Here is a 25,320-nt window from a genome sequence, read left to right on the forward strand (position 1 = left end):
TCGAGAACCTACTTCTGGATGCAGGTGTCGACCGTGTCCTTGGTGCATTCGTCGAGGCCGGTGAACACCGGATCGGCGACGGCCTTGCCTTCGACCAGGTCGATCATCACCGACGGTGCCTTGTAGCCCATTTCGAACGGCCGCTGACCGACAAGCGCGGTCACGAGGCCGTCACGGGCGATCGCCACCTCGTCGCCGATCGTGTCGGCGGCACCGACGACGAAGTCGTTGCTGGCTATCCGGTCCTTGAGCGGTCCGAACAGATCGCGATAGGGCTGCGGCGCGCCGAACAGCGGCCAGCCGCCCATGATGCCGAAGGCGTCGAGCTTGGGGTTGGCGGCGAGGATGTCGGTCATCGCCTGCACGCCCTTGGCGCCGTCGTCATTGGTGAATACCGGGCAGCCGGCAACTTCGGTCCAGCCACCTTCACCGGCAAGTGCGGCAAGGCCCTCCTTGCCCGACAGTGCGTCACGCATGCCCTGGGCGCGGCGCAGGATGTTGTCGGCGGCCGGGTTGCCCTCGATCGTGCAGATCGTGCCGCCGTTCGGCTTGCCCTTCTTGATGTACTCGCCGATCTTGTGACCCATCAGATAGTTGTCGGTGCCGAGATAGGTCTTGCGAAGGGCTGCATCTTCCTTGCTGAGATCCGCATCGAGCGTCATGATCGGGATCGTCGGATTGGCGGTCTTGATCGTCTGCGCGATCAGTGGGGCGTTGGACGGCGAAATCGCCATCGCCACGGTGTCGGCCTTGCTCAGCATGTCCTGGACGATCTGCGCCTCGCCGGCTTCATCGGAAGTCGACGCCGGGCCGGTGTAGAAGCACTCATATTCCGAGCTGGCGTTTTCCTTGTTCCATTTCTCGCAACCCTGGTGAATGGCTTCGAAGAACGGATTGTCGAGACCTTTCACGACAATGACGAGCTGTTTCTTGGCCAAAGCCGGCCCGGCGCCAAGCGCCATGGCGGCGACGGCGGCGAGCAAAAGTGTTTTCCTCATGTCAGTCCTCCCTTGGAAACAGACGGACACGGCGTGCCCGCCACACAGATCGACCGGATGCGTGATGACAGAGGGTCGTTGTGCGAGCGCTCATGTCATACGCCAGGCCGATAAGTATTTTCATTTCGGTCAGCCAGATCGAAAACTGACTGGCAACGACCGACAATCCTCTGATAATCCCGCGCGGCAGGCCGGCATGGGATCGGTATATTGATTTAATCCTCCGAAGCTCAGCTAATCTCGGCTCGCGGCCAACGTCAATGCCATTTGTCCTACAAAACTGATTTTTCGAAAGATTCAACCCCGTCTCGCAACAGCCCCCGGCCGCATTTCCGTGACTATCGCCAATTCTTATTCGTCTGACAATTGACGCCTGCGCAGGCATTCGCGTAGATGCAGGTCAGCGCTGTTTCCGGGAGGAGCTGGAAAAGCGTGGCGAAAGCTGCGCCCGGTCCACCGGAAAAGCAGGCAAGGCACGGGAGGTAAAGGCTGGTGGCGGTTCTCGAACTCACCAACATCTCAAGGCATTTCGGCGCCATCCAGGCGGTCAATGACGTTTCGCTGTCGATCGAGCCTGGACAGGTGGTCGGCCTGATGGGCGACAACGGCGCCGGCAAGTCGACGCTGGTCAAGATGATCGCCGGCAATTTCCGCCCGAGCCATGGCACCATGCACATGGATGGCAAGGAATTGATCCTGCACAAGCCGGCGGAAGCCCGCCAGCACGGCATCGAGATCGTCCATCAGGATCTGGCGCTCTGCAACAATCTGACCGCGGCGGCGAATGTCTATCTCGGCCGCGAATTGCGCCGCGGCCTAGGGCCGCTCCGCATCCTCGATTATGCGACGATGTACAAGCGCGCCGGCCAGCTCTTCGCCGAATTGAAGTCCGAGACCCGTCCGCGCGACCTCGTCAAGCAGATGTCGGGTGGCCAGCGCCAGGCCGTGGCGATTGCCCGCACCATGCTGTCGCAGGCCAAGATCGTGCTGATGGACGAACCGACGGCCGCAATTTCGGTGCGCCAGGTCGCCGAGGTGCTGAACCTGATCCGCCATTTGCGCGACCAGGGCATCGCCGTGGTGCTGATCAGCCACCGCATGCCGGATGTCTTCACCGTCGCCGACCGCGTCATCGTCATGCGGCGCGGCCGCAAGGTCGCCGACAAGACGATTGCGTCGAGTTCGCCCGAGGAAGTCACCGGGCTGATTACCGGCGCCATCGAACAGGTTTGATTTCAAGCGTTTTCACTATGACAGCAGATGAAGGTCAACGATGGCACTGACAATTGACCAGCCGATCGAGCACAAGCAGCAATCCTTGCTGGCAAGGCTGTTTGCCAGCCAGACTTTCTGGGTGGTGATCTCCGTCATCCTCGCCTGCCTGTTCCTATCGTTTGCCACCGACGCCTTCGCCACGTCGAAAAACCTCTACAACATTACCCGCAACATCACCTTCGTCGCTATCATCGCGCTCGGCATGACCTTCGTCATCATCACCGGCGGCATCGACCTGTCGGTCGGCTCGGTGCTGTGCCTGTCATCGATGGTGCTGGCCGTCACCATGCATGCCGGCTACTCGATCGAGGTCGGCATTCTGGCCTCTATCGCAACCGCGCTCGCCATCGGCGCCTTCAACGGCGTCCTGATCGCCTACCTTGGCTTTCCACCGTTCGTGGTGACGCTCGGTGTGCTGTCGATCGCCCGCAGCCTGGCGATGGTCGCCTCCAACAACACCGTCGTCTTCCAGTTCGGGCCAGACCACGCCAAACTGCTGGCATTGGGCGGCGGCGCCTGGGTGTTCGGGATCGCCAATCCGGTTCTTTACATGATCGTTCTGGCGCTGATCACCGGCTTCATCCTGCGCTGGACCAAATTCGGCCGGCATATCTTCGCCATTGGCGGCAACGAACATGCGGCGACGCTGACCGGCGTCCCGGTGCGCAAGATCAAGGTTGCCGTCTACATGATCTCGGCGCTGTCGGCAGGCATTGCCGGCATCATCCAGACCGGCTGGCTGGGCGCCGTCACCACCAATCTCGGCACCGGCATGGAGTTGCAGGTGATCGCCGCCACCGTCATCGGCGGCGCCAATCTGGCCGGGGGCGTCGGCACTGCCTTCGGCGCCATCGTCGGCGCCGCCCTGATCGAAGTGATCCGCAACAGTCTTGGCCTTCTCGGCATCAATGCCTTCTGGCAAGGCGTATTCATCGGCGGCGCCATCCTGCTGGCGGTGCTGTTCGACCGCATCCGCAATTTCCGCCGCAGCGATTAAGACCATGATCCCGAAAAGTGGAAACCGGTTTTCTCGGACAAACGGAACCGTTTGCCCAGAGATCATGGTCAAACGACAAAACAGTCCGTGACAAGCTCCCTTTTCAGCCTCGATGGGCGGCTTGCGCTGATTACCGGTTCTGGCCAAGGCATAGGTTTTGCCTTGGCTCGCGGTCTCGCTGAACACGGGGCGAGCGTGGTGCTGAACGGCCGCGATGCCGCCAGGATCGACGGCGCCGTCGAAAAGCTGCGTGCCGCCGGCTTCAAGGCGCACGCCTCGACCTTCGACGTTACCGATTTTCAGACGGTCGACACGGACATTGCCCGAATCGAGTCCGAGATCGGCGCCATCGATATCCTCATCAACAATGCCGGCGTGCAGTTCCGCGCCCCGCTCGAGGATTTTCCCGAGGAGCAATGGGAGCGGCTGTTCAAGACCAATGTGTCGGGCGCCTTCCATGCCGGCAAGGCGGTCGCCCGCCACATGATCCCGCGCGGCAAGGGCAAGATCATCAACATCGGTTCCGTGCAGAGCGAGCTGGCCCGGCCCAACATCGCACCTTACACCGCCACCAAGGGCGCGATCAGGAACCTGACCCGGGGCATGTGCGCCGACTGGGCCAAACACGGCCTGCAGATCAACGCGATCGCGCCCGGTTATTTCCGCACGGAGATGAACCAGGCGCTGGTCGACAATCCGGAATTTTCCTCCTGGCTGGAAAAGCGCACGCCCGCCGGGCGCTGGGGCAATGTCGACGAACTGATCGGCGCCGCCGTGTTCCTCGCCTCCGACGCATCCTCCTTCGTCAACGGCCATACGCTTTACGTCGATGGCGGCATGACGGCTTCTGTTTGAGGGGGCGCTCTTCCCTTCCCCTTCTTGTGGGAGAAGGGGAAACCTATCGCTCAGTCTGAAAATCCGCCCGCATCAGCCGTCCTCCACGCTCGGCACGAACGCCCGTCTTGACGCAGGCCCAAACTCAGCCGCACTATCCCCGTTGCAGGCGAAGGGAGGCCAGTCGTCTGCGGGAGGAATACCCATGACGGAAGCGATCAGGCTCTACTGGGGCCGGTTCGGACATGTTTCTGTCCTCAATGTCGCAAGCGACTTCGTCACCCATGCCCATGTCGAGGCGCATCTGATCATCTGGTTGGAAGGCACGGCCGGGGAGATGACCATCGGCCGCGAGACCGTGCGGCTCGGACCCGACACAGCCGCCGGCATCAACTCCTTCCAGCCGCACAGCCATGTTCTGTCGCAAAACGGGACGCCCGGTCTGTTTCTCGCCTTCTACATCGATCCGGACTGGGCGCGGCGCCGCCGCGACCTGCCTGCGTCCGCGCCGCTGTTTGCGCAAGCCGCGATCACGCTGGAGCCCTGGCTGCATCAGGCCGCCGCCAATCTGCTCGACCATCTCAGCGACAATGAGAGCGTCGACGATATTGCCAATTACGAGATCGAGCGTTTCATCGACTCAGTGCTCGACGCCGACGACGCCTCGGCGCCGCAGGAGGCCCGTGTTCGCATCAACACGATGCAGGATTTCCGTGTCCGCAAGGCGATCCAGTTGATGAAGGCCAATGTCTGCGAGCGCATCTGCTTCGACGACGTGGCGCGCAGTGTCGGCCTGTCGCGGCCGCATTTCTTCGCACTGTTCAAGGAGCAGACCAATCTGACCCCCAATGTGTACTGGAACACGTTGCGCATGGAGGAAGCAGTGCGGCAGTTGCAGTGGTCGCAGGAGCCGCTGATCTCGGTCGCCTGCAATCTCGGCTTCACCACACAGGGCAATTTCTCGCGCTTCTTCCGCGACCATGTCGGCGTGCCGCCGACGCTCTACCGCGAGGCCGCGCGGGCGATCGCCTGAACCGACCGCCGCCACCCTTTTTCAGACTCCTTGATAGGCGTTCAAGACGCATTGATAAGCGTCCCTGAAATGGCCGCCCTACCCTTGCCCAGCTGTCGCATTTGCAAGGGAATATCCATATGGCGAAAGTCACCATCTCCAGCGTTATCGACGCGCCGGTCGAAAAGGTCTGGGCGCGCGTACGCGATTTCAACGGTCTGCCTGGCTGGCATCCGCGCATGGTGGAAAGCCATATCGAGGACGGCAAGGACGCTTCGACGATAGGCTGCGTGCGCAACTTCCAGCTCGCCAGCGGAGCACGTATCCGCGAAAAGCTGCTCGACTTCTCCGATCAGAATTTCCTCGTCAGCTATTCAATCCTGGAAACTCCGCAACCGCTGACCAACCACAAGGCGACGCTGCAGTTGCGTCGCGTCACCGATGGCGACCGCACCTATGCCGAATGGACCGCCAGCTTCGACGCAGCACCCGAGGAAGCCGACAAGCTGGCCGAGGGCATGGGCGCCAATGTTTTTCAGGGCGGCTTCAACGCCCTGAAAAGCCATTTTGCCGGCCAGAGCTGACAGGAGCCAAGCCATGGCGCTAGCACTGCAGACTTTTGCAACGGTTAAGGACGCCAACGCGGCGCTGAAAGCCGCTGGCACTCGCTATCTCGGTGGCGGTACACTCGTGGTCCGCGCCGCCAATGAAGGCGATGTTTCGGTCTCCGGCCTTGTCAGGTCGACCGAGCCGTCGCTGTCCACCATCGCTGTCGCTGGCGGCAAGGTCCGCATCGGCGCTTCGGTGACCATGGCGGCGATCGCCCGCCATCCGGACCTCGGCGACCTTGCCAAGGCCGCCCGCGCCGTTGGTGGCCCGGCAGTCCGCAACATGGCGACCGTCGGCGGCAATCTGTTCGCGCCGGCTCCCTATGGCGATTTCGCTGTTGTCCTGCTGGCGCTCGACGCCATTGTCGGCGCCGATGACGGCGAAACGCCGATCGAGACCTTCCTGGCCAATCGGGAAGGCAGCAGCGCCATCATCACTTCCGTGAGCTTCACGCTTCCGAAGGCCGACAGTTTCCGCTTCCTGAAAGTGTCGCGGATCAAGCCCAAGGGCGTCTCGGTGCTCAGTATCGCCAGCGTTCTGGAACTGGCGCCGGGTGGCACCGTGTCTTCGGCGCGGATTGCACTGGGCTGCATGGCGGACCGGCCAATGCGTGCCAAAGCGGCGGAAAAAGCGCTGATCGGCCGTAGCCTGACCAGGGACGGCATCGCGCCGGCATTGGCCGTCGCGGTCGAGGGCACCTCGCCGATCACCGATCCGATTGCCAGCGCCTGGTATCGCAACGAAGTGCTGCCGGTCCATCTCGGCCGGCTGTTGATCGCATAATATTTCGTTCGGGGGCCCGCGTCTGTCCGATGGTTCGGGCAGGCGCGCTGGGAGGGAAAATATGGCAAAGGTTCCGGTTCAGTTCACGCTCAACGGCGCGGAAACGGCCGAATTCGTCGACAGCGGCACGACGCTGCTGCACGCCTTGCGCGACAAGATTGGCGACACCTCGCCGAAGGGCGGCTGCCATCAGGGCACTTGTGGTGCCTGCTCGGTCATCATCGACGGCGAACTCAGGCTCTCCTGCCTGACGCTGGCCGAGACCTGTAACGGTGCCGCCATCACCACGACGTCGGGGCTTTCGGAAGCCGGCGTGCTGCACCCGCTGCAGCGTGCCTTCCTCGACGCCTTCGCCACGCAATGCGGCTTCTGCACGCCGGGCATGATCATGGCCGCCAAGGTGCTGCTCGGCCACACGCCCGACCCCAGCCGCGATGAGGTGGTCGAGGCGCTGTCGGGCAACATCTGCCGCTGCACCGGCTACGAGCCGATCATCCAGGCGGTGCTGACCGCCGCGCGTTCCAACTCTCAGAACGCGGCCTAGAGCCGGATGATTTCAGGTCGATTCGACCTGAAATCTGAATCCGCCTCTAAATCAAAGAGATAGAGCATGATGTCGTCCGAAAACCGCTTCACACTTTTCGGCATCATGCTCTGAGGGAACAAAAGAATGGAACTGCGCAAGAGCTACTTCGCCGATGTCCGCAAGGACGATCTGCACGAGATCGGCCAGCCGAGGCCACGCTCGGATTCGCCCGGCCATGTCACCGGCAAGACCGCCTTTTTCGCTGACCGCAACTTCCCCGGCATGCTGCACCTGAAGATGGTGCGCAGCCCGCATCACCATGCCCGCATCCGCTCGATCGACACCTCGGAGGCGGAAAAGCATCCGGGCGTGGTGAAAATTCTGACCGCCAAGGACGTGCCGCACAATGTCTACACCATCCTCATCCTGATCCAGATCGGGCCGGAGGACGAAACCGTGCTGGCCGACGGCAAGGTGCGCTGGAAGGGCGAGGCCGTGGTGGCGGTGCTGGCCGAGACCGAGCGCGCCGCGCAAGAGGCTGCCGCCAAGGTCAAGGTCGACTACGAGGTGCTGCCAGCCGTCTTCGACATGGAAGAGGCGCTGAAGCCCGGCGCGCCTCTGGTCAATGAGTACCACGGCCAGAACTACTACCTCTATGACAGCGGCGAGTGCCGCAAGGTGCGCTTCGGCGATGTCGAGGCGGGTTTCGCCGGCGCCGACCACATCCTGGAGCAGAGCTACCAGTCCTCGCCGATCGAGCATGCGCCCACCGAGACGACGGGCTGCGTCGTCGCGCCCCAAGGCAATGACCGCTTCACCTGCTACACCAACACGCAGGCGATGTTCTTCACCCTCGACAACACCTCGATCATCCTGCAGATGCCCGGCAGCAAATTGCATTTCGTCGGCGGCACCGTCGGCGGCGGCTTTGGCGGCAAGGTCGACGTCATCGTCGAGCCGATCGCCATCCTCGGCGCAAAATTAACCGGGCGACCGGTCTGTTTTATCTACAGCCGCGAGGAGGAGATGCAGATATCGTCACCTCGCGCGGCCGAAAAGGTCGTCATCAAGGACGGCGTCATGAAGGACGGCCGTATCGTCGCGCGCAAGGTCACCGGCTACACCGATGCCGGCGCCTATTCCCGCCATTCGCCTTACGGCGCGCAGAAAGGCGCCGGGCACTATCCCGGCCCGTACACGATCCCCAATGTCTGGATCGATACCTACTGCGTCTACACCAACCGCACGCCCTCCTCCGCCATGCGCGGCTTCGGCGTCACCATTGGCGACTTCGCGCTGGAGGTGCAGATGGACAAGCTGGCGCGGCTGATCGGCATGGACCCGCTCGAATTCCGCTTCATCAACGCCTATCGCGACGGCGACATGAAGGCGCACCGCCAGCCGACCGAGGGCGCAGCGCTGATCGAGTGCATGCAGGAAGCCTCGCGCGCCGCCAACTGGCCGGTGGCGGAGAAATTCATGGCGATGTCCTCCTACGTGAAGGGAGTTTGAGATGGCGATCAGGCGCGGACGCGGCGTCGCCGCGATCAATTATCCCACAGGCATGAACCTCGGCGGCGACCCGACCCAGGCGCTGGTGCATTCGACGCCGACCGGCAATTTCATGGTGACGCTGTCCAGCGTCGATCTCGGCCAGGGCATGAAGCAGATCATGGCGCAGATCTGCGCCGAGACGATCGGCGTGCCGACCGACCGCGTCGTCGTCGACACCGCCGACACCGACACCGGCCCGCATTGCATGGGAACCTTCGCCTCGCGAGGCACGCACCGCGCCGGCAATGCCGTCATCCAGGCCGCCAGGGAAGCCCGCCAGGTGATGCTGGAGGTGGCGGCCGAGGAACTGGAGGTCAATGCCTCCGACCTCGAGACCGACGGCCAAGGCAACATCCTGGTCAAGGGCGCGCCGCAGAAGTCGATCTCGATCTTCGATGTCGCGCTGTCGGCGCATTTCAAGCGCGGCCGCTCGATCTCCGGCCGCGGCATGTTCCTGATCCCGCGCTCCTATCCAGAGAAGGAAACCGGCGCGATGAAGCCGTCGACCTGCTACGCGCATGCCTGCACCGTGGCCGAGGTCGAGGTCGATGACGAGACCGGCGAGGTGACCGTGCTGACGGTCAAGAACATCTTCGAGATCGGCCGCGCGTTGAACCCGAAGATGGTGGAGCAGCAGCTGGTTGGCGGCTCCTGGATGGGCATCAGCCACGCGCTCTACGAGACCACCGAACCCTACTACCCCAACCGCGACCATGGCGGCACCGACTTCAACCAATATCTGATGCCCGGCCCCGGCGATCTTGCGCAAACCGAGATCATCGTTCTTGAGCGTCCCTCGGCGGACGGACCCTATGGCGCCAAGGGACCGGGCGAAATGTGCGCCAACCCGCAAATCCCCGCCGTCGCCAATGCGGTCTTCGACGCCGTCGGCGTGCGCATCGACACGCTGCCGATCACGCCGGAGCGCATCCTGCGCGCGCTGAAGGCGCAAGCGGTAAGCTGAGGGCCGAAATGACCGGGACAAGCGCCGAGACTGTCGCGACCTCGCCGGAGGTGGTGGCGCGGCATCTGGCCGCCTCGCGCTATCTGGCCGATGAAAGCCTTTCGACCGCCATCTTTCTGGCGATCCGGCTGGGCAAGCCGCTGCTGCTCGAAGGCGCGCCGGGTGTCGGCAAGACGGAAGCGGCCAAGGCGATCGCCGCGCTGCTCGGCCGCGATCTGGTGCGGCTGCAATGCTACGAAGGCATTGACGCCGCGCATGCGCTCTACGAATGGAATTACCAGCGCCAGCTGCTCGCCATCCGCCATGCCGGCGAGCATGAGATCGACATCTACGACGACCGTTTCCTGATCGCCCGGCCGCTGCTGCAGGTGCTGAAGGCGCCCGAGCAGCGCGTGCTTCTGGTCGATGAGATCGACCGCTCGGACCATGAATTCGAAGCGCTGCTTCTGGAATTCCTTTCCGATTTCCAGATCAGCATTCCCGAGCGTGGCACCATCCGCGCCGCAGCACAGCCGATCGTCATCCTGACCTCGAACCGCACTCGGGAACTCGCCGAGGCGCTGCGCCGCCGCTGCGTCTATCACTGGATCGGCTATCCCGACGCCGAGCGCGAGGCCGCCATCATCATGCTGCGCGCCGGCAATGTGGCGCAAGCCACCGCACGCGCGGTGACGGCAGCCGTACAGACCATCCGGGCTCGCCCGCTGGCAAAGCCGCCAGGGATCGCCGAAGCGGTCGAATGGGCCAATGCCGCCACCATCCTCGAAAAAGGCGGCAGCCCGTGGCCGGAAGCCTTCCGCCGCGCCATCGGCGTGCTCATCAAGGACGAGGAGGATCTGTCCTACATAGCGCCGGAACTTGGCCGGATTGTCGAGGAGGCGCTGGCGTGAGCCGGGACCTCAACGACCCCTTCACCCCGTTCACGGGGAGAAGGTGCCCCGAAGGGGCGGATGAGGGGCAGCGCGAACCTCGAACGTTGGCGCCGCCCCTCACCTGCCTGCCGGCATCCTCTCCCCGTGAACGGGGAGAGGAGAGCTTACCCCGCGCGGCCACCCCCTTGCTCGGCTTCGGCCGCCTTCTGCGCCGCTACGGCTTTGCTGTAGCGCCCGAACAAGTCTCCGGCTTCATGCAGGCGGTGACGCTGCTCGGGCCGCGCTCGATGGCCGACATCCGCGAGGCAGCGCTCGCGACGCTAGCGCCGCCGCCCGACCGTCGCGACGAATTCGAGGCGCATTTCCAGAGCCATTTCTACGGCAATATATCCGCGGTGGTCGAAGGCGACGCGGACGAGGAAACCCGCATCAAGGACGATGGCGGCGCCGACGAACAGCAGATCGAAGCCGACCGGCAGCAAGAGGGCGGCGAGCTGTCCTCTGCCCTGGAGCAACTGAGCAGCCGCGACTTCCAGCGCGACGATGACGGCCTTGCCGCTTTCCGCCACAAGCTCGCTTCGGCCCTGCCCGCCCGCCGCTCGTTCCGCACCGTGCGCACCCATTCGCGCGGCAAGCTCGATCTGCGCCGATCGCTGCGCGAAATCGTCAGCGCCGATGGCGATGTCCCCTCACCGCTGCTGCGCCGCCGCCAGACCGTGCCGCGCAAGCTGCTGATCCTGATCGACGTGTCCGGCTCGATGAAGCTGCACACCGCGGACTATCTGAAGCTCGCGCATGCCGCCGTGCAAGGCGCGGACCGGGCCGAGATCTTCACCTTCGGCACGCGGCTGACCCGCATCACGTCGGCGCTGCGCATTCGCGACCGCGACCAGGCATTGGCCCGCGCCGCCGCCCAGGTCGACGACTGGGGCGGCGGCACCCGCATGGGACCGACGCTGCTCGCTTTCCTGTCGGTGCCGCGCTTTTCCGCCTTCGCGCGCGGTGCAGCGGTCGTCATCCTGTCCGACGCGCTGGAGCGCGGCGATCATGGCGAGCTGGAGATGGCGATGCGGCGGCTAAGGGCCCGCGCCTTCCGGCTGTCGCTGGCCACACCTTTGGCCGGCGATCCGCGCTTCCGGCCGGCGACGGCGGCATTGCGTGCCATCCTGCCTGACCTCGACGATCTGGTCGACGGTTCGTCGCTTGCCGGCCTCACCGATTTCATCCTGTCGCTCGCCCGCCCTGCCCCGGCGGCGGCTGCAATCTGGAAGAGGGTTTCGTGATGCAGAAAGCAATCGACGCGCATTTCCACATCTGGCGCCAAAAGGATCAGCCGTGGCTGGTCGGCCCGATGGTGCCGCGCATCTTCGGCCCTTACGAGCCGATCCGCCGCGACTATCCGATCGAGGAGTTTCTGGCCGATCAGAAGGGATCCGGCGTCGAAAAGGCCGTCTATGTCCAGACCAACTGGGCCAAGGAGGATTTCGAGAAGGAAGTCGCCTTCCTGCAGAAGACCGCTGACGAGACCGGCTGGCCGCATGCCATCGTCGGCTATACCGACATGACCGTCGACGACATCAGGCCCCAGATCGATCGCTTAAAAAAATATCCGCTGCTGCGCGGCGTGCGCATGCAACTACACTGGCACGAGACGCCGGCCTTCCGTTTCGCCGCCTCGGCCGATCAGGTCATAGACCGCAAGGTGCGAGCGAATGTAGCGCGCCTGAAGGACTATGACCTGTCCTTCGATCTGCAGCTTTTCCCTGCTCAGATAAAGGACGGCCTGACGCTGGTCGGCGAGAACCCGGAGACGAACTTCATCCTCACCCATGCCGGAATGCTGACCGGCATGGAGCCGGAAACCACCGAAGCCTGGAAGGAAGGCCTGCGCACGCTCTCGGCGGCGCCCAATCTCTACGCCAAGCTCTCCGGCCTCGGCACCTTCGTCCACGGCAACGACCCAGCTCTGATTGCCTATATCGTCGACAATGCGATCGAGAAACTGGGCGCCGACCATCTGATGTTCGGCTCGAACTTCCCGATTGAAAAGCTGTGGACCAGCCACGCCGAACTGATCAAGGCGCACCGCAATGCGGTGGCGAAACATGGTGCGGCGGCGGAGGCGGATATCTTCTGGAACACGGCGGAGAAGGTTTACCAGCCGGTATAGGCACCCTTCACTTCACCTCGAACTGCGGATCGACCGGAATCTGCATCGCGGTCACCAGATGGTTGGTCTGGCCGGCGAGTCCGATGATCGACACCAGCTCGCCATGCTGCGCATCGGTCATGCCTTTCGCACGAGCAGCGGCGGTGTGCGAGTGAACGCAGTACGAGCAGCCATTGGCGGTCGACACCGCGATGTAGATCATTTCCTTGGTCAGCGGATCGATGGCGCTGTCGGCGACCATCACCACCTTCAGCTGTTCCCAGATCCGCTTCAACGCCGGCGGATCATTGGCCAGCCCACGCCAGAAATTGTTGACGAAATCGGATTTGCGCGTCGCGCGGATGTCGTCGAACACGGCCTTCACCGCCGGGATTTTCTCCACCTCGGCATCGCTGAGAAGTCTTGTGGTGGCCATGCGTGATCCTTTCGTTTCGATCGATGAACGTTAAATCAAGTTTCGAGCAAAGGCGGCTAACCGCTTCTTTGACTCAGTTTCTGGCGCGCAATAGCGTTGAAGATTAGCCGAGGCACCTAAACTTCGTCATCCTAGGGCGAAGCAGGCGCGAAGCGCCGTCGCGAAGACCCTGGGATCCATTCCGTGACCTCTGCCGAAGAGTGCAGCGGAGCAGAATTCTGCACCGCAGCAGCGCTACGGAGTCCCGGCATGGATCCTCGGGTCTGCGCCGCGTCGCTACGCTCCTTGCTTCGCCCGTGGATGACGAAGGGATGGACGTTTTGGCCAATTATCGACGTACGCACCAGCCAGAAACCTAATGCACGGCCGCGTACATGATCTTCTCCTCCGTGGCCTCGGCCGGCGAAAACTCCTCCACAATACGCCCTTGCCTGCAGACAAGAATACGGTCGGACAGGTTCATGATCTCCGGCAGGTAGGACGAGATGACGACGACGGCGAGGCCCTCGTCGGCCAGACGGTTGATAATCTGGTGGATCTCGGCGATCGCGCCGACATCGACGCCGCGCGTCGGCTCGTCGAAGATGACGATGCGCGGCTTCTGCACCAGGCCCTTGCCGATCACCACCTTCTGCTGGTTGCCGCCGGACAGCTCGACCACGCGGGCATTGTCGTTGATCGCCTTGATGTTCAGCGTCTTCGTCCATTCCGCCGAGAGCACGCGCATCTCTTGCGCGTTGATCACCCACGCTTTTTCGCGGCCCGCCGCCAGCAGCCCGCCGAACAGGTTCTCGGCAATGCCCATCGTCTCGAAGATGCCTTCGCTCTTGCGGTCCTCGGTGACATAGACGATGCCGTCGGCCACCGCTTCGCTCGGCACGAGATAGCGCACCGGCCTGTCGTCCAGCTCGATGGCGCCGCCGCGCAGGAAATCGCGCTTGTAGATGCCGGAAACGATCTTGAAGGTCTCGGTGCGGCCGGAGCCGATCAGCCCGAACACGCCGGTGATCTGCCCCTCGAAGATAGAAAACGACGTGTTGCGCACGACATTGCTCATCGAGATGTCCTGCACCGACAGCACTTTCTTGCCTGCCTTGCGCAGCTTGGCTTCGTCGCGCTGGCGGTAGATCTGCCCCGACAGGGTACGCCCGACCATTGCGGCAACGATCCGGTCGCGGTCGAAGGCCGATGTGTCATCTGTGATCACCAGTTCGCCATCGCGCAGGATGGTGATGCGGTCGGCAATCAGCAGCGCCTCTTCCAGAGCGTGGCTAATGAAGACGATGGAGACGCCGTTCGCTTTCAGCCGGCGGATCAGCGCGAAGAAATGGCGTTTCTCCTCCGGCGTCAGCGTCGCCGTCGGCTCGTCGAAGATGATGATCTCGGCATTGTGGTGGACGGCGCGCGCGATCTCGACCATCTGCCGCTTGGCGGCACCCAGCGTCGCCACCATGGCGTTCGGGTCGACCGGAAAGTTCAGCGACTGCAGGAATTGTTGGGCCGAAATATAGGTGCCGCGCAACCGGTTGAGGAACTTTTCGGTGCCGAGATAAAGGTTCTGCGCCACCGTCATCGACGGCACCAGGCTGGTCTCCTGGAACACCATCGCGATGCCGGCCTCCAGGGCCGCATGCGGCGATGCGTAGGCGATCTCCTGGCCCTTGTGGAACATCTTGCCTGATGTGGCGTCGACGACACCGGCAATGATCTTGGTCAGCGTCGATTTTCCCGCGCCGTTCTCGCCGAGCAGCGCGTGGATCTCTCCCTTGCGCAGCTCAAAGCTGACGTTCTTCACCGCCGGCACGCCGCGATAATTCTTGGTGACATTCTCCAGCCGAACGATCGGTTCCATCAAAAACCTCCCGACGCGAGGTCGACAGCCAGCACGCAATCGCCGCCCCTGGAGGCGATGAACAGGATGCCGTCCTTTTCCGCCACGCTGCAGATGCCATGGCGCGTGCCGTTGGCGCGGCTGTGTAGGCTGAATTGCGGCTGCATGTCTTGGTCGAGCTTTACCACCAACCCGTAGGAGCGGCTCGGCGACCATGGCTTGTGGATTCCCATGGTGCGGATGCCGCCACATTGCAGCGGTTCGAGAAAGCTGCGGCTGGAGGCCAGCGCGGGCGCGATCCAGTAGGCCGGCGGCACTTGGCTCAGCATGTCCTGGCGGTAGTGCGTCTCCTGCAGCACGAATTCGATCAGCCGGTTGCGCGGCGCAAACAGGGTCAGCCAGGCGCCGCCATCGGCGGAGGGCGACAGGCGCGCGGGATAGCCTGGCAGATGCGTCAGCACCGTCGAGCGCTTGCCCGCCGCGCTATCGAAGCGGACAAGTTGGTGGCGCCAGCTTTCGCTGACCAGGACATCCCTGCCGACGGGATAGAGCCCATAGGGGAAGGCGATGTCGCCGGCCACTTTGCGGAAGCCGCCACCTGCCGCATCCCGCTTCCAAAGCGAACCGGACGCTCCCTTCCTCATCAGGTCGGCGGCCCATTGCGAGGGCGCGTGCTCGGCCGAGCCATTGGCCAGCCACAGCGTGCCATCATCCGCATAGGCAAGTGCGGTGATGCAGCTGAGATCAGCCGGTAATGAAACCTCCTTGCCTGATATCAGCAGCTTGCCGCTTTCAAGCCCCACGGTCGGTTCGCCGGATGGCGACAGCGCCAGCGCCGTGACGGGAGACGGAAAGGTTTCGACAACCTTGGGCTCGGTTCCGGCAGCAAGCGAATAGATTGCGTTGCCGCTGGAGGCCAGCAGCCCACCACCAGAAACCAGCAGATTGTCCGGCTCCGTCAGTTCGGCAAAAGCCGGCGCATCGTCCAGCCGCGTATTGGGCCGAAAAGCGCCGTCGAGCGGCGGGATGGTCACCGCCTTGCCGCGAAACAGGTCGAGCACGGGATCAAGGATCATGGCCTTGCCCCCCAATAAGAAGCGGGGCTGGTCCAGTTCGGGTCGGCGCCGGCAATCTTGTAGCGGCCGATGCGGTTGTTGAGGATACCGCCAACGAACAGAAAACCCTTGTGCTCGCGCATCGAGGTGACCATAGGGTGCGCGCCGCCGGTGAGGTCGCCCATCGCCTCGACGATGCCGCCCTTCTCGTTGAATTTCACCACGCCGCCAGTGTTGATGTTGGGGAACAGCCATTCGTCCTGCGGCAACCGGCGCGTCATGCGCTTGCGCATATCGGGATGGCGCAGCGACAGGTCGAAGCTCGGCGTGCGCATGCCCAGCCACGCCATCCAGTAATTGCCGTCCGAGGCGCGGTTGATGTTGTCGGGGTAGCCCGGCATGTCGCGGATGACGCACTCGGCGGTACCAGCCTTCGGCCCTTCCAGCCAGTAGCGATGCACCCGGCAGGCCCAGCTTTCGGCGAAGAACAGCGACTTGCCATCATGCGCCATGCACACACCATTGGTATAGCGGTAGCCGTCGAGCAAAGTCTTCGTCGAACCATCCCTGGGATCGTAGACCAGCAGCCTGCCGGTGGCGCGGTTTTCGATCGAATCCAGCGCCCAGTCATGGGCGTCGTAACGCTTGGTCGAGTCGGTGAAATAGATGCGGCCATCGGGTGCGATGTCGCAGTCATTGGGATCGCGCAGCCGCGCATCGTCGACGATCGAGGTCCACGAGCGCGACGTTTCGGCCGACAGGCGCTTGACCTCCCGGTCAGGCGAGACGGAATAGAGCCCCATCGCGCCGACGCAACTGATCAGATTGCCCAATTTGTCGAAGGCGAGGCCCAGCGGGAAGCCACCGATGTGGGCGAATACTTCCGATTTGACATAGTCTGGCGCGAAGAAGCGGACGATTTCGCCATGGCGCGTCCCGCAATAGAGATTGTCGTCGCGGTCGAGGATGACGTCTTCCGGCCCCTCCAGCTCGCCAAGCCCGATATGGTCGGCGGCCGACAGCCTGTTGTCGAGTTCGTATGATGTGCCGGAGCCGGGCGCGGCCGACTGCGTTTCGCCCATCTTCAGATAGACCGGCGCGACATAGACCTCGTTCAGCACCTTGTGGCGGTTCTTCAGCCAGCGGATGTCGATGGTCACCGCCACCGCCAGCATGATGCCGAGCACCATCTGGTTGGTGCCGGTGCCGTAGCCCAGCCGGATCAGCCCGTTGGTCATGGTCAAGACGATGATGGCGCCCATCAGCCCCTTGATCACCGAGCCGCGGCCGCCACCAAGGCTGACGCCGCCGACCACCGCCGCCGTCAGCGCCATGATCTCGAGGTTGAGGCCGGTGCCCGGCCCTGCCCCACTCAGCCGGCAGGCGATGAGGAAACCGCCGATCGAGGCACAGAAGCCGGAGAAGACATAGGTCATGAACACGGTGCGGCGCACGCGGATGCCGGCATTGTGCGCCGAGCGCCTGGAACCGCCGACAGCCAGCACGTGCCAGCCCGGCCGCGAACGCGTCAACGCGATATGGGTGACGATGGCGAGGATGATCGCCAGCCACACCGAAACGGAGAGCCCCCAGAAGGTGCTGTCTCCGATGAAGTCGAGCACGTCCGATGTGGCGGTCGAGAGCTGCACATCGGCGGCGTAGGTGGTGATCAGGATGTCGAACAGCGCCCGCCCGAAGATGAATGTGACCAGCGTGGTCAGAAAGGCGCGCAGCCTGAGATAGCCAACGAGATAGCCGTTGATGGCGCCGAAGACGAGGCCGGTGGCGAGCGAAGCAGCCATCGCCAGCCAGATCGACTGTTCGAGGATGAAGAAGACATAGACGGCGGAGAAGCAGGACAGCGCGAAGATCGAGCCGACCGACAGGTCGATGCCGCCGCCCAGCATCACCACTGTCATGCCGGTAACCACCATCGAGAATTCGCCGAGCTGCCGGGTCGATTCCTGCAGCGCCGTCAGCTTGAAGAAGCCGGGAATGATCGAGCCGAAAGTTGCCAGCGTCGCCACCAGCGCCAGGAACGGAATGGCGTTGTCGGTCCAGCGTTTGGTCAGGATCTCGCCGACGACATGGTCGGGCACGAGATTGTAGCGCCAGGACTGGAGGCGTTCGCGAAAGGACATCGGCTGCTGCTATTCCATGAGGGAACGAGGTGACCGGGTCGTTCCGGCCACCTCGTTGATACTTCAGTCAAAAAGTTCGGCTTACTTTGCAGCCGCCGCTTGCGCCTGCAGCGCCTTCAGGTCCCAGCAGCTGTCGGGCTTGAGGTCGGCCTTGGTCGTCGCCTTCTCCAGCGTGTAGATGTAGGTGTGCGAGGTGCCGGCCGGCTGGCCGCTCTGCAGCAGGAACTTGATGATGGCGTTCATGTCGCCCGACTGGCGGGCAAGATCGGTCATCACCACGGCGCCGTAGGTGCCGTCCTGCAGCTTGTCGCAGTCGGCCGCCTTCTCGCCGCCGCCGGTGGTGACCAGGAACACCTTGCCGTCGAGCTTGGCATCGCGGATCGCGGCGGATGCGCCGGTGGCGTCCCCATCCCAGAAGTCGATGATCGAGCAGATGTCCGGGTTCTGCTGCAGCATCGTCGTCGTCACGTTGCGCGACGTCGTCGCGTCCCAGTTTGAATCCGGCTTGGCCACCACCTTGAAGTCGGGATGCTTGTCCAGCACCTTCATGATGCCGGCATATTGATAGAGGCTCGACGAATTGGCCTGATCGCCCTGCACCAAGCCGATCTTCTTCGACGAGTTTTCGCCGCAGCCTTTGATCGCCGCTTCGGCCTCGAGCTGGCCAAGCCGATCCCAGTCGCTGCCGATAAAGGCGTCGGCCGGGAAGTTGGCGGGATTGTCGACCAGGATGACATAAGTGCCGGCGGCCTGCGCCTTCTTCATCAGCTTGGAATAGGAATTGAGGTCAGGCGCGTGAATGATCAGCACATCCGGCCTGGTGTCCGACGAGATGGCGTCGGTGATCGCCTGCGCGCCGGCATCGACGACCCAGTTCGGGTCGCGCGTTTCGAACACGCCGCCCCAGGCCTCGACTTCGGTCTTCAGATAGTGCGCCCAACCCTGCGCCAGGTCGAAGCCCATCGCCAGCGGCACCAGCATGACACGCTTGCCCTTGAGTGCCTGTGCGTAGGCGGCCGGGCCGGGATCGTCGGCGGCAAAGGTGGGCGCCACGAAGGCGGTAACGGCAAGCGCCGTGGCGGCGGCCATCAATGTCCTGATGAATTTCATGTCAGATCCTCTCGTTTCGATTTTCATTGCCGGCCAGTCGGGATGGATCGGACCGGGTACCCCTAAATGTCGCCTTGCTGTGCGGTCTGCTCGTCACGTGGATTGATGATGCCGTCGACGATGATCGCCCCCAGCAGGATCGCCGCCTTGATCAAATTCTGGTAGAGCAACGGAATGTCGATGATGGTCATGGCGTTGAGCAGGATGCCGATCAGCGCCGCACCGACCAGCACGTTGCGCACGCCGCCCCTCCCACCGGACAGGCCGATGCCGCCGATCACCGCCACCAGCACGATGTCATAGAGTAGCGTCGAATTGACGACGCGGGTGTTGATCGAATGCAGGCTGGCTGCCGTCAGCAAGCCGGCGATCAGGGCCACGAAGGCCGAAAGCACATAGCGCAGCACCAGCATCGGCCGCACCGGAATGCCGATGTTGCGCGCCGCCACCGGATTGTCGCCGGCGAAATAGATGTAGCGGCCCCATTTGGTGTAGCGCAGGAACAGGAAAAACAGGAACGCCAGGCCGGCGAACACGAACACCTCAATGGGAATATCGAGGAAGCGCAGGCCGCCCAGCAGCTCGACCCAGTGGCCCTGCGGCACCGGCACGGCGTCCTGCGTGATCAGCTGCGAGCGCACATAGCCGAAGACGAAGGAGCCGGTGGCCAGCGTCACGAAAATCGCCGGCACATCGGCATAGGCAACGAGAAAGCCGTTGAGCAGGCCGATGGCCAGCACACCGGCCAGCACATAGGCGAAGGCCAGCCCGTCCGGCGTGCCCGAATTCAGCAGTTGCAGATACCAGGCGACCGACATCGCCATGATTGCCACAGCGGAGAGGTCGATGCCGCGGCCGATGATGACGACGGCCATGCCAAGCGCCAATATGCCAAGCACCGACACGGAGCGGATGATGGCGACGAGGTTGTTGGGATCGATGAAGCCCGGCAGGCCGATGGCAGCGGCAACGAATAGCACCACGGCGATGGCAAAGACAATGCCTTCCTGATTAAGGCTCCTGAAGTTCGGCCAGCCGATCGTGTTCATGTCTGCGTTTGCCCCGATGGCAGCGCGGCCATCCCTGGGAAGAAAGCTAATCGGCTCAGCGGCGGTTCGTCAAATGAATCCGCGTTCAGAACCCGGGCTGGCAGCGATATTCACCGAGTGGACGCATCGATTGCCGAAGCTGGCGCAATGCATGGAAAACTCTGCATTTTTGGCAATCGGTTCCGCCATTGCGGCTGCCGGTGAAAGGTCCGCTTCAAGACGAAAGCACAAGGCGGAATTTATCTCCGCATCAGGCGCAAAAAATCGATCTCAATTCCCCGATGCGTGGCCGGAAACCTCGGCGCCCGCACCCGGCGGCAGCGCGAGAAAACGCAACGCCGCCACCAGCCCGATGGCACCGATTGCCAGGAAGGCGATTCGAAAATCCACGAGGTCGAGAGCGGGCCGGTCCCTGACGATCTGCGACAGATTGAGGATCGCCGCCGCCACCGCGACGCCGAACAGCATCGCCACTTGCTGCAGCATCGAGGACAACGTCGCCGCCGAACTGCGCTGCGCCGCATCGATATCGGCGAAGGCCAGTGTGTTGAGCGCGGTGAACTGCATCGAACGCGACAGGCCGGCGATCAGCATCAGCGCCACCACCAGCGCTTGCGGCGTCTGCGGTGAGATTGCAGCGCAGAGCATGATCGCCGCCGAGGCGATCAGGCCGTTGACGACCAGCACCGAGCGGAAGCCGAAGCGGCGCAACGTCGGCGTCGTCACAGTCTTCATGCCGAGATTGCCGAGGAAGTAGGCAAGGATCATCATGCCGGCATCGACAGGGCTGAGGCCGAAGCCGACCTGGAACAGCAGCGGCAGCAGGAATGGCGTGGCGTTGACCGCCACCCGGAAGATGGTGCCGGCGGCAAGCGTCGATATGGCGAAGGTCAGCACCTTGAACGACGAGAGATCGAGCAGCGGATGCGGCGCGCGCCTGAGATGCCGCACCGCCAGCCAGCCGATGACGATCCCGGCGGCGATCAGCGTTACGGTCGGCAGAACACCATCTTCCGGATGCGCGATGCGCTCGAGGCCGTAGAGCAGCAAGGCGAGCCCGGCCGATGTCAGCGCGAAGCCCGGCCAGTCCAGCGGTTTGGGGTCGGCCTCACGGTCGCCGGGAATGAAGCGGGCGACCAGCGCCAGCCCGACCACACCGAGCGGGATGTTGATGAAGAAATTCCAGTGCCAGGACAGAGTGGTGGTGATGAAGCCGCCGAGCACCGGCCCGACCACCGGCGCAAACAGCGCCGGCCAGGTGATCAGCGCCGTGGCGTTGAGCAGCTCGGACTTCGACGCGTTGCGCAAGACGAGAATGCGTCCGACCGGCGTCATCAGCGCGCTGCCCAGCCCCTGCACGACACGTGCGGCAACGAACTGGGTCAGATTTTCAGAGAAGCCGCAGGCAAGCGATGCCAGCGTGAACAGGACGATCGCCAGCAGGAAGATGTTGCGGGCGCCGAACCGGTCGGCGAGCCAGCCCGACAGCGGCACGAACACCGCCATGGTCAGCATATAGGCGGTGATGCCGATGCTCATCGCCACCGCCGACACGCCGAACGACTCGCCCATCTGTGGCAGCGAGGTCGAGATGATCGTCGAATCCAGCAACTGCATGAAGAACGCGATGGCGACGATCAGCGCCACGCGCCGCGCATTGGTGGCCGTTTCGGGTAAGGCTTCAGTCTCGGGAATGGCAGTCATGACGGAACCGGTTTGAACAGCATTTGGCCGGCCGCGTCCAGAGACAGGGCAACAAACTTTCGTGTCGCGCGGCGGCCTGCTATGGGATGAGCGGGGTGGCCGAGGAAAGTGTGCGCGTCAAATGAAGCCCATCTACATCGACTACCTCAATGCCCTCGACATCGACGCCCTTGCCATGACCGATGGTGAAATCATTGCCGCCGTCGAGGCTGGCCTGGTGGCGCAAGGCAAGGGCCAGACGGTGATCGAGCCGCGCGTCCATCTCGAGCCGGACCCGGCCTTCCACGGTCATTTCAACGTCTTGCGCGGCTACGTCGCGCCGCTCGACACGGCGGGCGTGAAAATCGTCGGCGACTACGTCGACAATTACCTGCACGGGCTCCCTTCCGAATTCGGTATCCTCAATCTGTTCGATCCGCGTACCGGCACGCCGCGCGCCATCCTCGACGCCACCGTCATCACCGACATGCGCACCGGCGCCGTCACCGCAATCGGCGCCAAGCATCTGGCGCGCAAGAATTCCAGGGTGCTGGCCCATATCGGCGCGCGCGGCACCGCCTACTGGAATGTGCGCCTGCTCGACCATCTCTTCGACTTCGACGAGATCCGCGTCCATTCGCGCCGGCCGGAAAGCCGCGACGGTTTTGCCGCCAAACTCTCCGCCGATCTCGGCAAGAAGGTTACGTCGGCGGCCGACTGGAAGAGCTGCATCGAGGGCGCCGACATCGTCGTCGAGGCATCGCGGCTGCCGGAGCCGCAACCGTTGTTGAAAACCGAATGGATCAAGCCCGGCGCGCTGGTTGTGCCTTATGGCACGATGAGTGCCGTCGAGCTGTCGCTGACCGATATCATGCAGAAGATGGTCGTTGACGATTGGGGCCAGTGCAAGGGCGGCAAGTTCGGCTCGCTGCGCGCTCATGTCGAGACCAGACGGCTGAGCGAAAAGACGCTGCACGCCGAACTCGGCCAGATCGCCGCCGGCCTCAAGGCCGGTCGCGAAAGCGACGACGAAACGATCCTGTTCTGGCACCGCGGCCTGTCGCTGTCCGACATCGCACTGGGCAAGGCGATGCTGGCCAAGGCGCAAGCGCATGGCGTCGGCCAGAGGCTGCGCTTCGCATGAGTACGCTCGTCCTCACCGGAGCCGGTGTCAGCGTCGGCGATGTCGCTGCGGTCGCCCGCGAAGCGCGCAAGGTGGAAATCGGACCTGATGTCATCGGCAGGCTTGAAAAAGCACGAAACGCCCTCGACCAGGCTGCCGCGTCCGGTCAGCAGATCTACGGCCTCAACACCGGGCTCGGCGCCAATCTCGGCACGGCGGTCGAGGGCGACGCCGGCGCCTTCCAGCGCCAGCTGTTGGAAGGGCGCAGCGGCGCCGTCGGCGAAGCACTGCCGGTCGAAGCCGTGCGGGCAACCATGGTCGCTCGCGCAGCGATGCTTTCAGCCGGAGGCTCCGGCCTTTCGCCTTCCGTCTTCATCGCTCTGGTCGACGCGCTCAATGCCGGCGTCCATCCTGTCATGCCGTCGCTCGGCTCGATCGGCGCCGGCGATCTGGTGCTGATGACGGCACTCGCCCGCATGCTCACCGGCGAAGGCGAGGCAGACTATCAGGGCCGTCGCATGCCGGCGGCCAAGGCGTTGATGATGGCCCGCCTCGCCCCCGTCAGCCTGGCGCCCAAGGACGGGCTGTCGCTGATCAACGCTTCGGCTGTATCCGCCGGCAGCGGCGCGCTTGCGATGACGGCCGCGCTGTCGGCCCTTGCCCAGCAGCAGCAGGCCGGCGCCCTGACCATGGAAGGTTTTGGTGCCAACCGCACCATCCTCGATCCGCGCCTGCAGGTAGCTCGCCCGGCAGCCGGACAAGCTGAAGCCGCCAAGGCGCTTCACGATCTGCTCGCCCGCGACGAGGCGCCAGCGCCGACCACCTTGCAGGACCCGCTGTCGATCCGCTGCATGCCGTCGATCCACGGCGCCCTGATCGAGGCAATCGGTCAGGCGAGACATGCCGTCGAAATCGAACTCAACGCCGCCGCCGACAACCCGCTGGTGCTTGGCGACGACGAGCTGGTGCTGTCGACCGGCAATTTCCACACCGCCGCACTCTCGCTCGCCTTCGAGACACTCGGCCTGGCAATCGCGCAATGTGCCGCCGCCAGTGCCGCCCGCTTCATTCAGCTCACTGGCTCGGGCCGCAACGGCCTGCCGAAATATCTGTCGCCGATCGGCGGCGCTTCGGCCGGCTTCGTGCCGCTGCAGAAGACGGCGACATCGATTCTGGCCGCCATCCGCCACAAGGCCAATCCGGTCATGCTCGATTTCCTGCCAGTGTCGGAAGGCGTAGAGGATCACGCCACGCAGACGCCGTTGGCGGTTGCGAAATGCGCCGGGATGATCGTGCTGTGGCGGCGGCTGATCGCCTTCGAATTGATGGCAGCGGCACAGGCGGTTGACCTGCGTGAAGGGCTCGCCCTGGCGCCACGCACCGCCGCTATTCACGCGGCGATACGTAAGCTGATCCCGACCCTGAAGGAGGATCGGCCGCTCGGCATCGACGCCGAAGCGCTCTACGCGGTGCTCGCGGGTGGAAATTGGCAGACGGCCTCAAGCCCGGCCGACCTTGTCCAGGAACAGGCGTAGTTCGCCCGGATCCATATGCACGACATGCCTGTCCTCGGGATAGGCCAAGCTGTTGACGTCGGCGACATATTCCGAGAACGCGGCGATGCGCTCGGCCTGCAGCCGGTCATATTCGGCGGCGAAGTTGCGATAGACCTTGGAGTGGCGGGGCATGTGGCCCCTGTTCTGACCGAGAATGTCGTCGGCGAACAGATACTGCGCGTCGCAGCCGGTGCCCGCCCCCATCGACAGCATGATCAGTGATGTCCGCTCCGAGATCGCTTTCGCCACCTCGACCGGCACCACCTCGATTTCGGCGCCGATGGCGCCGGCGGCCTCCAGCTGCTTTACCGCTTCGAATATCTGGATGGCGGTGTCGGCTGTCTTGCCGACCGCCTTGAAGCCACCGGTCCAGGTGGCCCGCGACGGGATCAGGCCGACATGGCCGATAACCGGAATGGCATCATCCGCCATCCGCTTGATCGTGGCATAGCCGGCGCTGCAATAGACCGCGTCGGCACCAGCCCTGTAGAGCCGGAAGGCCCAGCGTAGGAAATCATCCGATGTGCCGATCTCGTAGAAATTGTCTCCCGGCATGGTGAACAGGCTGGGTGCTGCATCGCGGTATTGCGGGTTTAGCACCAGTTCGGGCGGCACCGAGACGATGTCCACACCTGCCCGCTCGGCGGCCTCGGCCTCGTCCATCGTCAGCACGCGTAGCATGGTCAACTGGCGCTTGCCCTTCATGGCGCGCAGGTCGGCGACGGTCGGTCTTTTTCGGCTCATCGAAAGGGGTTCCCTCTGT

The 25,320-nt window shown here is 63.6% G+C and carries 23 protein-coding genes; 14 read left to right on the forward strand and 9 right to left on the reverse strand.

From position 1 onward, the window contains the following. Positions 1–8: 8 nt before the first annotated feature. Positions 9–998, reverse strand: a complete 990-nt coding sequence (locus NKJ06_RS01645) for a sugar-binding protein (protein ID WP_352634030.1) — start codon at positions 996–998, stop codon at positions 9–11. 492 nt (positions 999–1,490) lie between these two features. Between NKJ06_RS01645 and NKJ06_RS01650 the strand changes: the two genes are divergently transcribed. The 12 genes from NKJ06_RS01650 (at position 1,491) to NKJ06_RS01705 (ending at position 12,594) form a co-directional block, all read left to right on the forward strand. Beyond that, a complete protein-coding gene (locus NKJ06_RS01650) occupies positions 1,491–2,231 on the forward strand; it encodes an ATP-binding cassette domain-containing protein (protein ID WP_352634031.1) in 741 nt (246 codons plus the stop codon). Positions 2,232–2,271: 40 nt separating this feature from the next. Next, complete coding sequence (locus NKJ06_RS01655; protein WP_352634033.1) at positions 2,272–3,270, forward strand: ABC transporter permease; 999 nt, start codon at positions 2,272–2,274, stop codon at positions 3,268–3,270. 87 nt (positions 3,271–3,357) lie between these two features. Beyond that, positions 3,358–4,125 (forward strand): SDR family oxidoreductase, encoded by a 768-nt coding sequence (locus NKJ06_RS01660; RefSeq protein ID WP_352634035.1) that lies wholly within the window; start codon positions 3,358–3,360, stop codon positions 4,123–4,125. Positions 4,126–4,309: 184 nt separating this feature from the next. Continuing rightward, complete coding sequence (locus NKJ06_RS01665; protein WP_352634037.1) at positions 4,310–5,137, forward strand: AraC family transcriptional regulator; 828 nt, start codon at positions 4,310–4,312, stop codon at positions 5,135–5,137. Positions 5,138–5,256: 119 nt separating this feature from the next. Beyond that, positions 5,257–5,700, forward strand: a complete 444-nt coding sequence (locus NKJ06_RS01670) for an SRPBCC family protein (protein ID WP_352634039.1) — start codon at positions 5,257–5,259, stop codon at positions 5,698–5,700. A gap of 13 nt (positions 5,701–5,713) precedes the next feature. Then, entirely contained in the window at positions 5,714–6,508 is a 795-nt protein-coding gene (locus NKJ06_RS01675; protein WP_352634040.1) for an FAD binding domain-containing protein, read from the forward strand. Between the two features lie 61 nt (positions 6,509–6,569). Then, on the forward strand, positions 6,570–7,052 hold the full coding sequence (locus NKJ06_RS01680) for a (2Fe-2S)-binding protein (RefSeq protein ID WP_352634042.1): 483 nt from the start codon (positions 6,570–6,572) through the stop codon (positions 7,050–7,052). Positions 7,053–7,178: 126 nt separating this feature from the next. Beyond that, positions 7,179–8,546 (forward strand): xanthine dehydrogenase family protein molybdopterin-binding subunit, encoded by a 1,368-nt coding sequence (locus NKJ06_RS01685; RefSeq protein WP_352634043.1) that lies wholly within the window; start codon positions 7,179–7,181, stop codon positions 8,544–8,546. Position 8,547: 1 nt separating this feature from the next. Then, on the forward strand, positions 8,548–9,552 hold the full coding sequence (locus NKJ06_RS01690) for a xanthine dehydrogenase family protein molybdopterin-binding subunit (RefSeq protein WP_352634044.1): 1,005 nt from the start codon (positions 8,548–8,550) through the stop codon (positions 9,550–9,552). An 8-nt stretch (positions 9,553–9,560) separates the two neighbouring features. Beyond that, entirely contained in the window at positions 9,561–10,442 is an 882-nt protein-coding gene (locus tag NKJ06_RS01695) for an AAA family ATPase (protein WP_352634046.1), read from the forward strand. Between the two features lie 167 nt (positions 10,443–10,609). Further along, positions 10,610–11,707 (forward strand): vWA domain-containing protein, encoded by a 1,098-nt coding sequence (locus NKJ06_RS01700; RefSeq protein WP_502905578.1) that lies wholly within the window; start codon positions 10,610–10,612, stop codon positions 11,705–11,707. Continuing rightward, positions 11,707–12,594: an amidohydrolase family protein gene (locus NKJ06_RS01705; RefSeq protein ID WP_352634105.1), complete on the forward strand. Its 888-nt coding sequence runs from the start codon at positions 11,707–11,709 to the stop codon at positions 12,592–12,594. The genes NKJ06_RS01700 and NKJ06_RS01705 overlap by 1 nt, the downstream gene beginning before the upstream one ends. 7 nt (positions 12,595–12,601) lie before the next feature. Here the strand turns inward: NKJ06_RS01705 and NKJ06_RS01710 are convergent, their stop codons facing one another. The 7 genes from NKJ06_RS01710 to NKJ06_RS01740 form a co-directional block, all read right to left on the reverse strand. Then, complete coding sequence (locus NKJ06_RS01710) at positions 12,602–13,009, reverse strand: carboxymuconolactone decarboxylase family protein (RefSeq protein WP_109661016.1); 408 nt, start codon at positions 13,007–13,009, stop codon at positions 12,602–12,604. A gap of 355 nt (positions 13,010–13,364) precedes the next feature. Then, entirely contained in the window at positions 13,365–14,861 is a 1,497-nt protein-coding gene (locus NKJ06_RS01715) for a sugar ABC transporter ATP-binding protein (protein WP_352634048.1), read from the reverse strand. Beyond that, positions 14,861–15,916, reverse strand: a complete 1,056-nt coding sequence (locus tag NKJ06_RS01720) for an NHL repeat-containing protein (RefSeq protein ID WP_352634050.1) — start codon at positions 15,914–15,916, stop codon at positions 14,861–14,863. Before NKJ06_RS01720 ends, NKJ06_RS01715 begins: the two co-directional genes overlap by 1 nt. After that, positions 15,913–18,036, reverse strand: a complete 2,124-nt coding sequence (locus NKJ06_RS01725; protein WP_352634051.1) for an ABC transporter permease — start codon at positions 18,034–18,036, stop codon at positions 15,913–15,915. Before NKJ06_RS01725 ends, NKJ06_RS01720 begins: the two co-directional genes overlap by 4 nt. A gap of 81 nt (positions 18,037–18,117) precedes the next feature. After that, entirely contained in the window at positions 18,118–19,146 is a 1,029-nt protein-coding gene (locus NKJ06_RS01730) for a sugar ABC transporter substrate-binding protein (protein ID WP_352634053.1), read from the reverse strand. Positions 19,147–19,208: 62 nt separating this feature from the next. After that, positions 19,209–20,195, reverse strand: a complete 987-nt coding sequence (locus NKJ06_RS01735; protein ID WP_352634055.1) for an ABC transporter permease — start codon at positions 20,193–20,195, stop codon at positions 19,209–19,211. A gap of 270 nt (positions 20,196–20,465) precedes the next feature. Next, positions 20,466–21,899 carry a DHA2 family efflux MFS transporter permease subunit gene (locus NKJ06_RS01740; protein ID WP_352634056.1) on the reverse strand — a complete coding sequence of 478 codons (1,434 nt, stop codon included), beginning with the start codon at positions 21,897–21,899 and terminating at the stop codon, positions 20,466–20,468. Positions 21,900–22,020: 121 nt separating this feature from the next. On the opposite strand from NKJ06_RS01740, the gene NKJ06_RS01745 reads away from it, so the two are divergent. After that, positions 22,021–23,022, forward strand: a complete 1,002-nt coding sequence (locus NKJ06_RS01745) for an ornithine cyclodeaminase family protein (protein ID WP_352634058.1) — start codon at positions 22,021–22,023, stop codon at positions 23,020–23,022. Beyond that, entirely contained in the window at positions 23,019–24,536 is a 1,518-nt protein-coding gene (locus NKJ06_RS01750) for an HAL/PAL/TAL family ammonia-lyase (RefSeq protein WP_352808711.1), read from the forward strand. Before NKJ06_RS01745 ends, NKJ06_RS01750 begins: the two co-directional genes overlap by 4 nt. Here the strand turns inward: NKJ06_RS01750 and NKJ06_RS01755 are convergent. After that, positions 24,501–25,301 (reverse strand): 3-methyl-2-oxobutanoate hydroxymethyltransferase, encoded by an 801-nt coding sequence (locus tag NKJ06_RS01755; RefSeq protein WP_352634062.1) that lies wholly within the window; start codon positions 25,299–25,301, stop codon positions 24,501–24,503. The genes NKJ06_RS01750 and NKJ06_RS01755 overlap by 36 nt on opposite strands. Positions 25,302–25,320 lie beyond the last annotated feature (19 nt).

Source organism: Mesorhizobium sp. M0293, assembly GCF_040321735.1.
Taxonomy (GTDB): domain Bacteria; phylum Pseudomonadota; class Alphaproteobacteria; order Rhizobiales; family Rhizobiaceae; genus Mesorhizobium.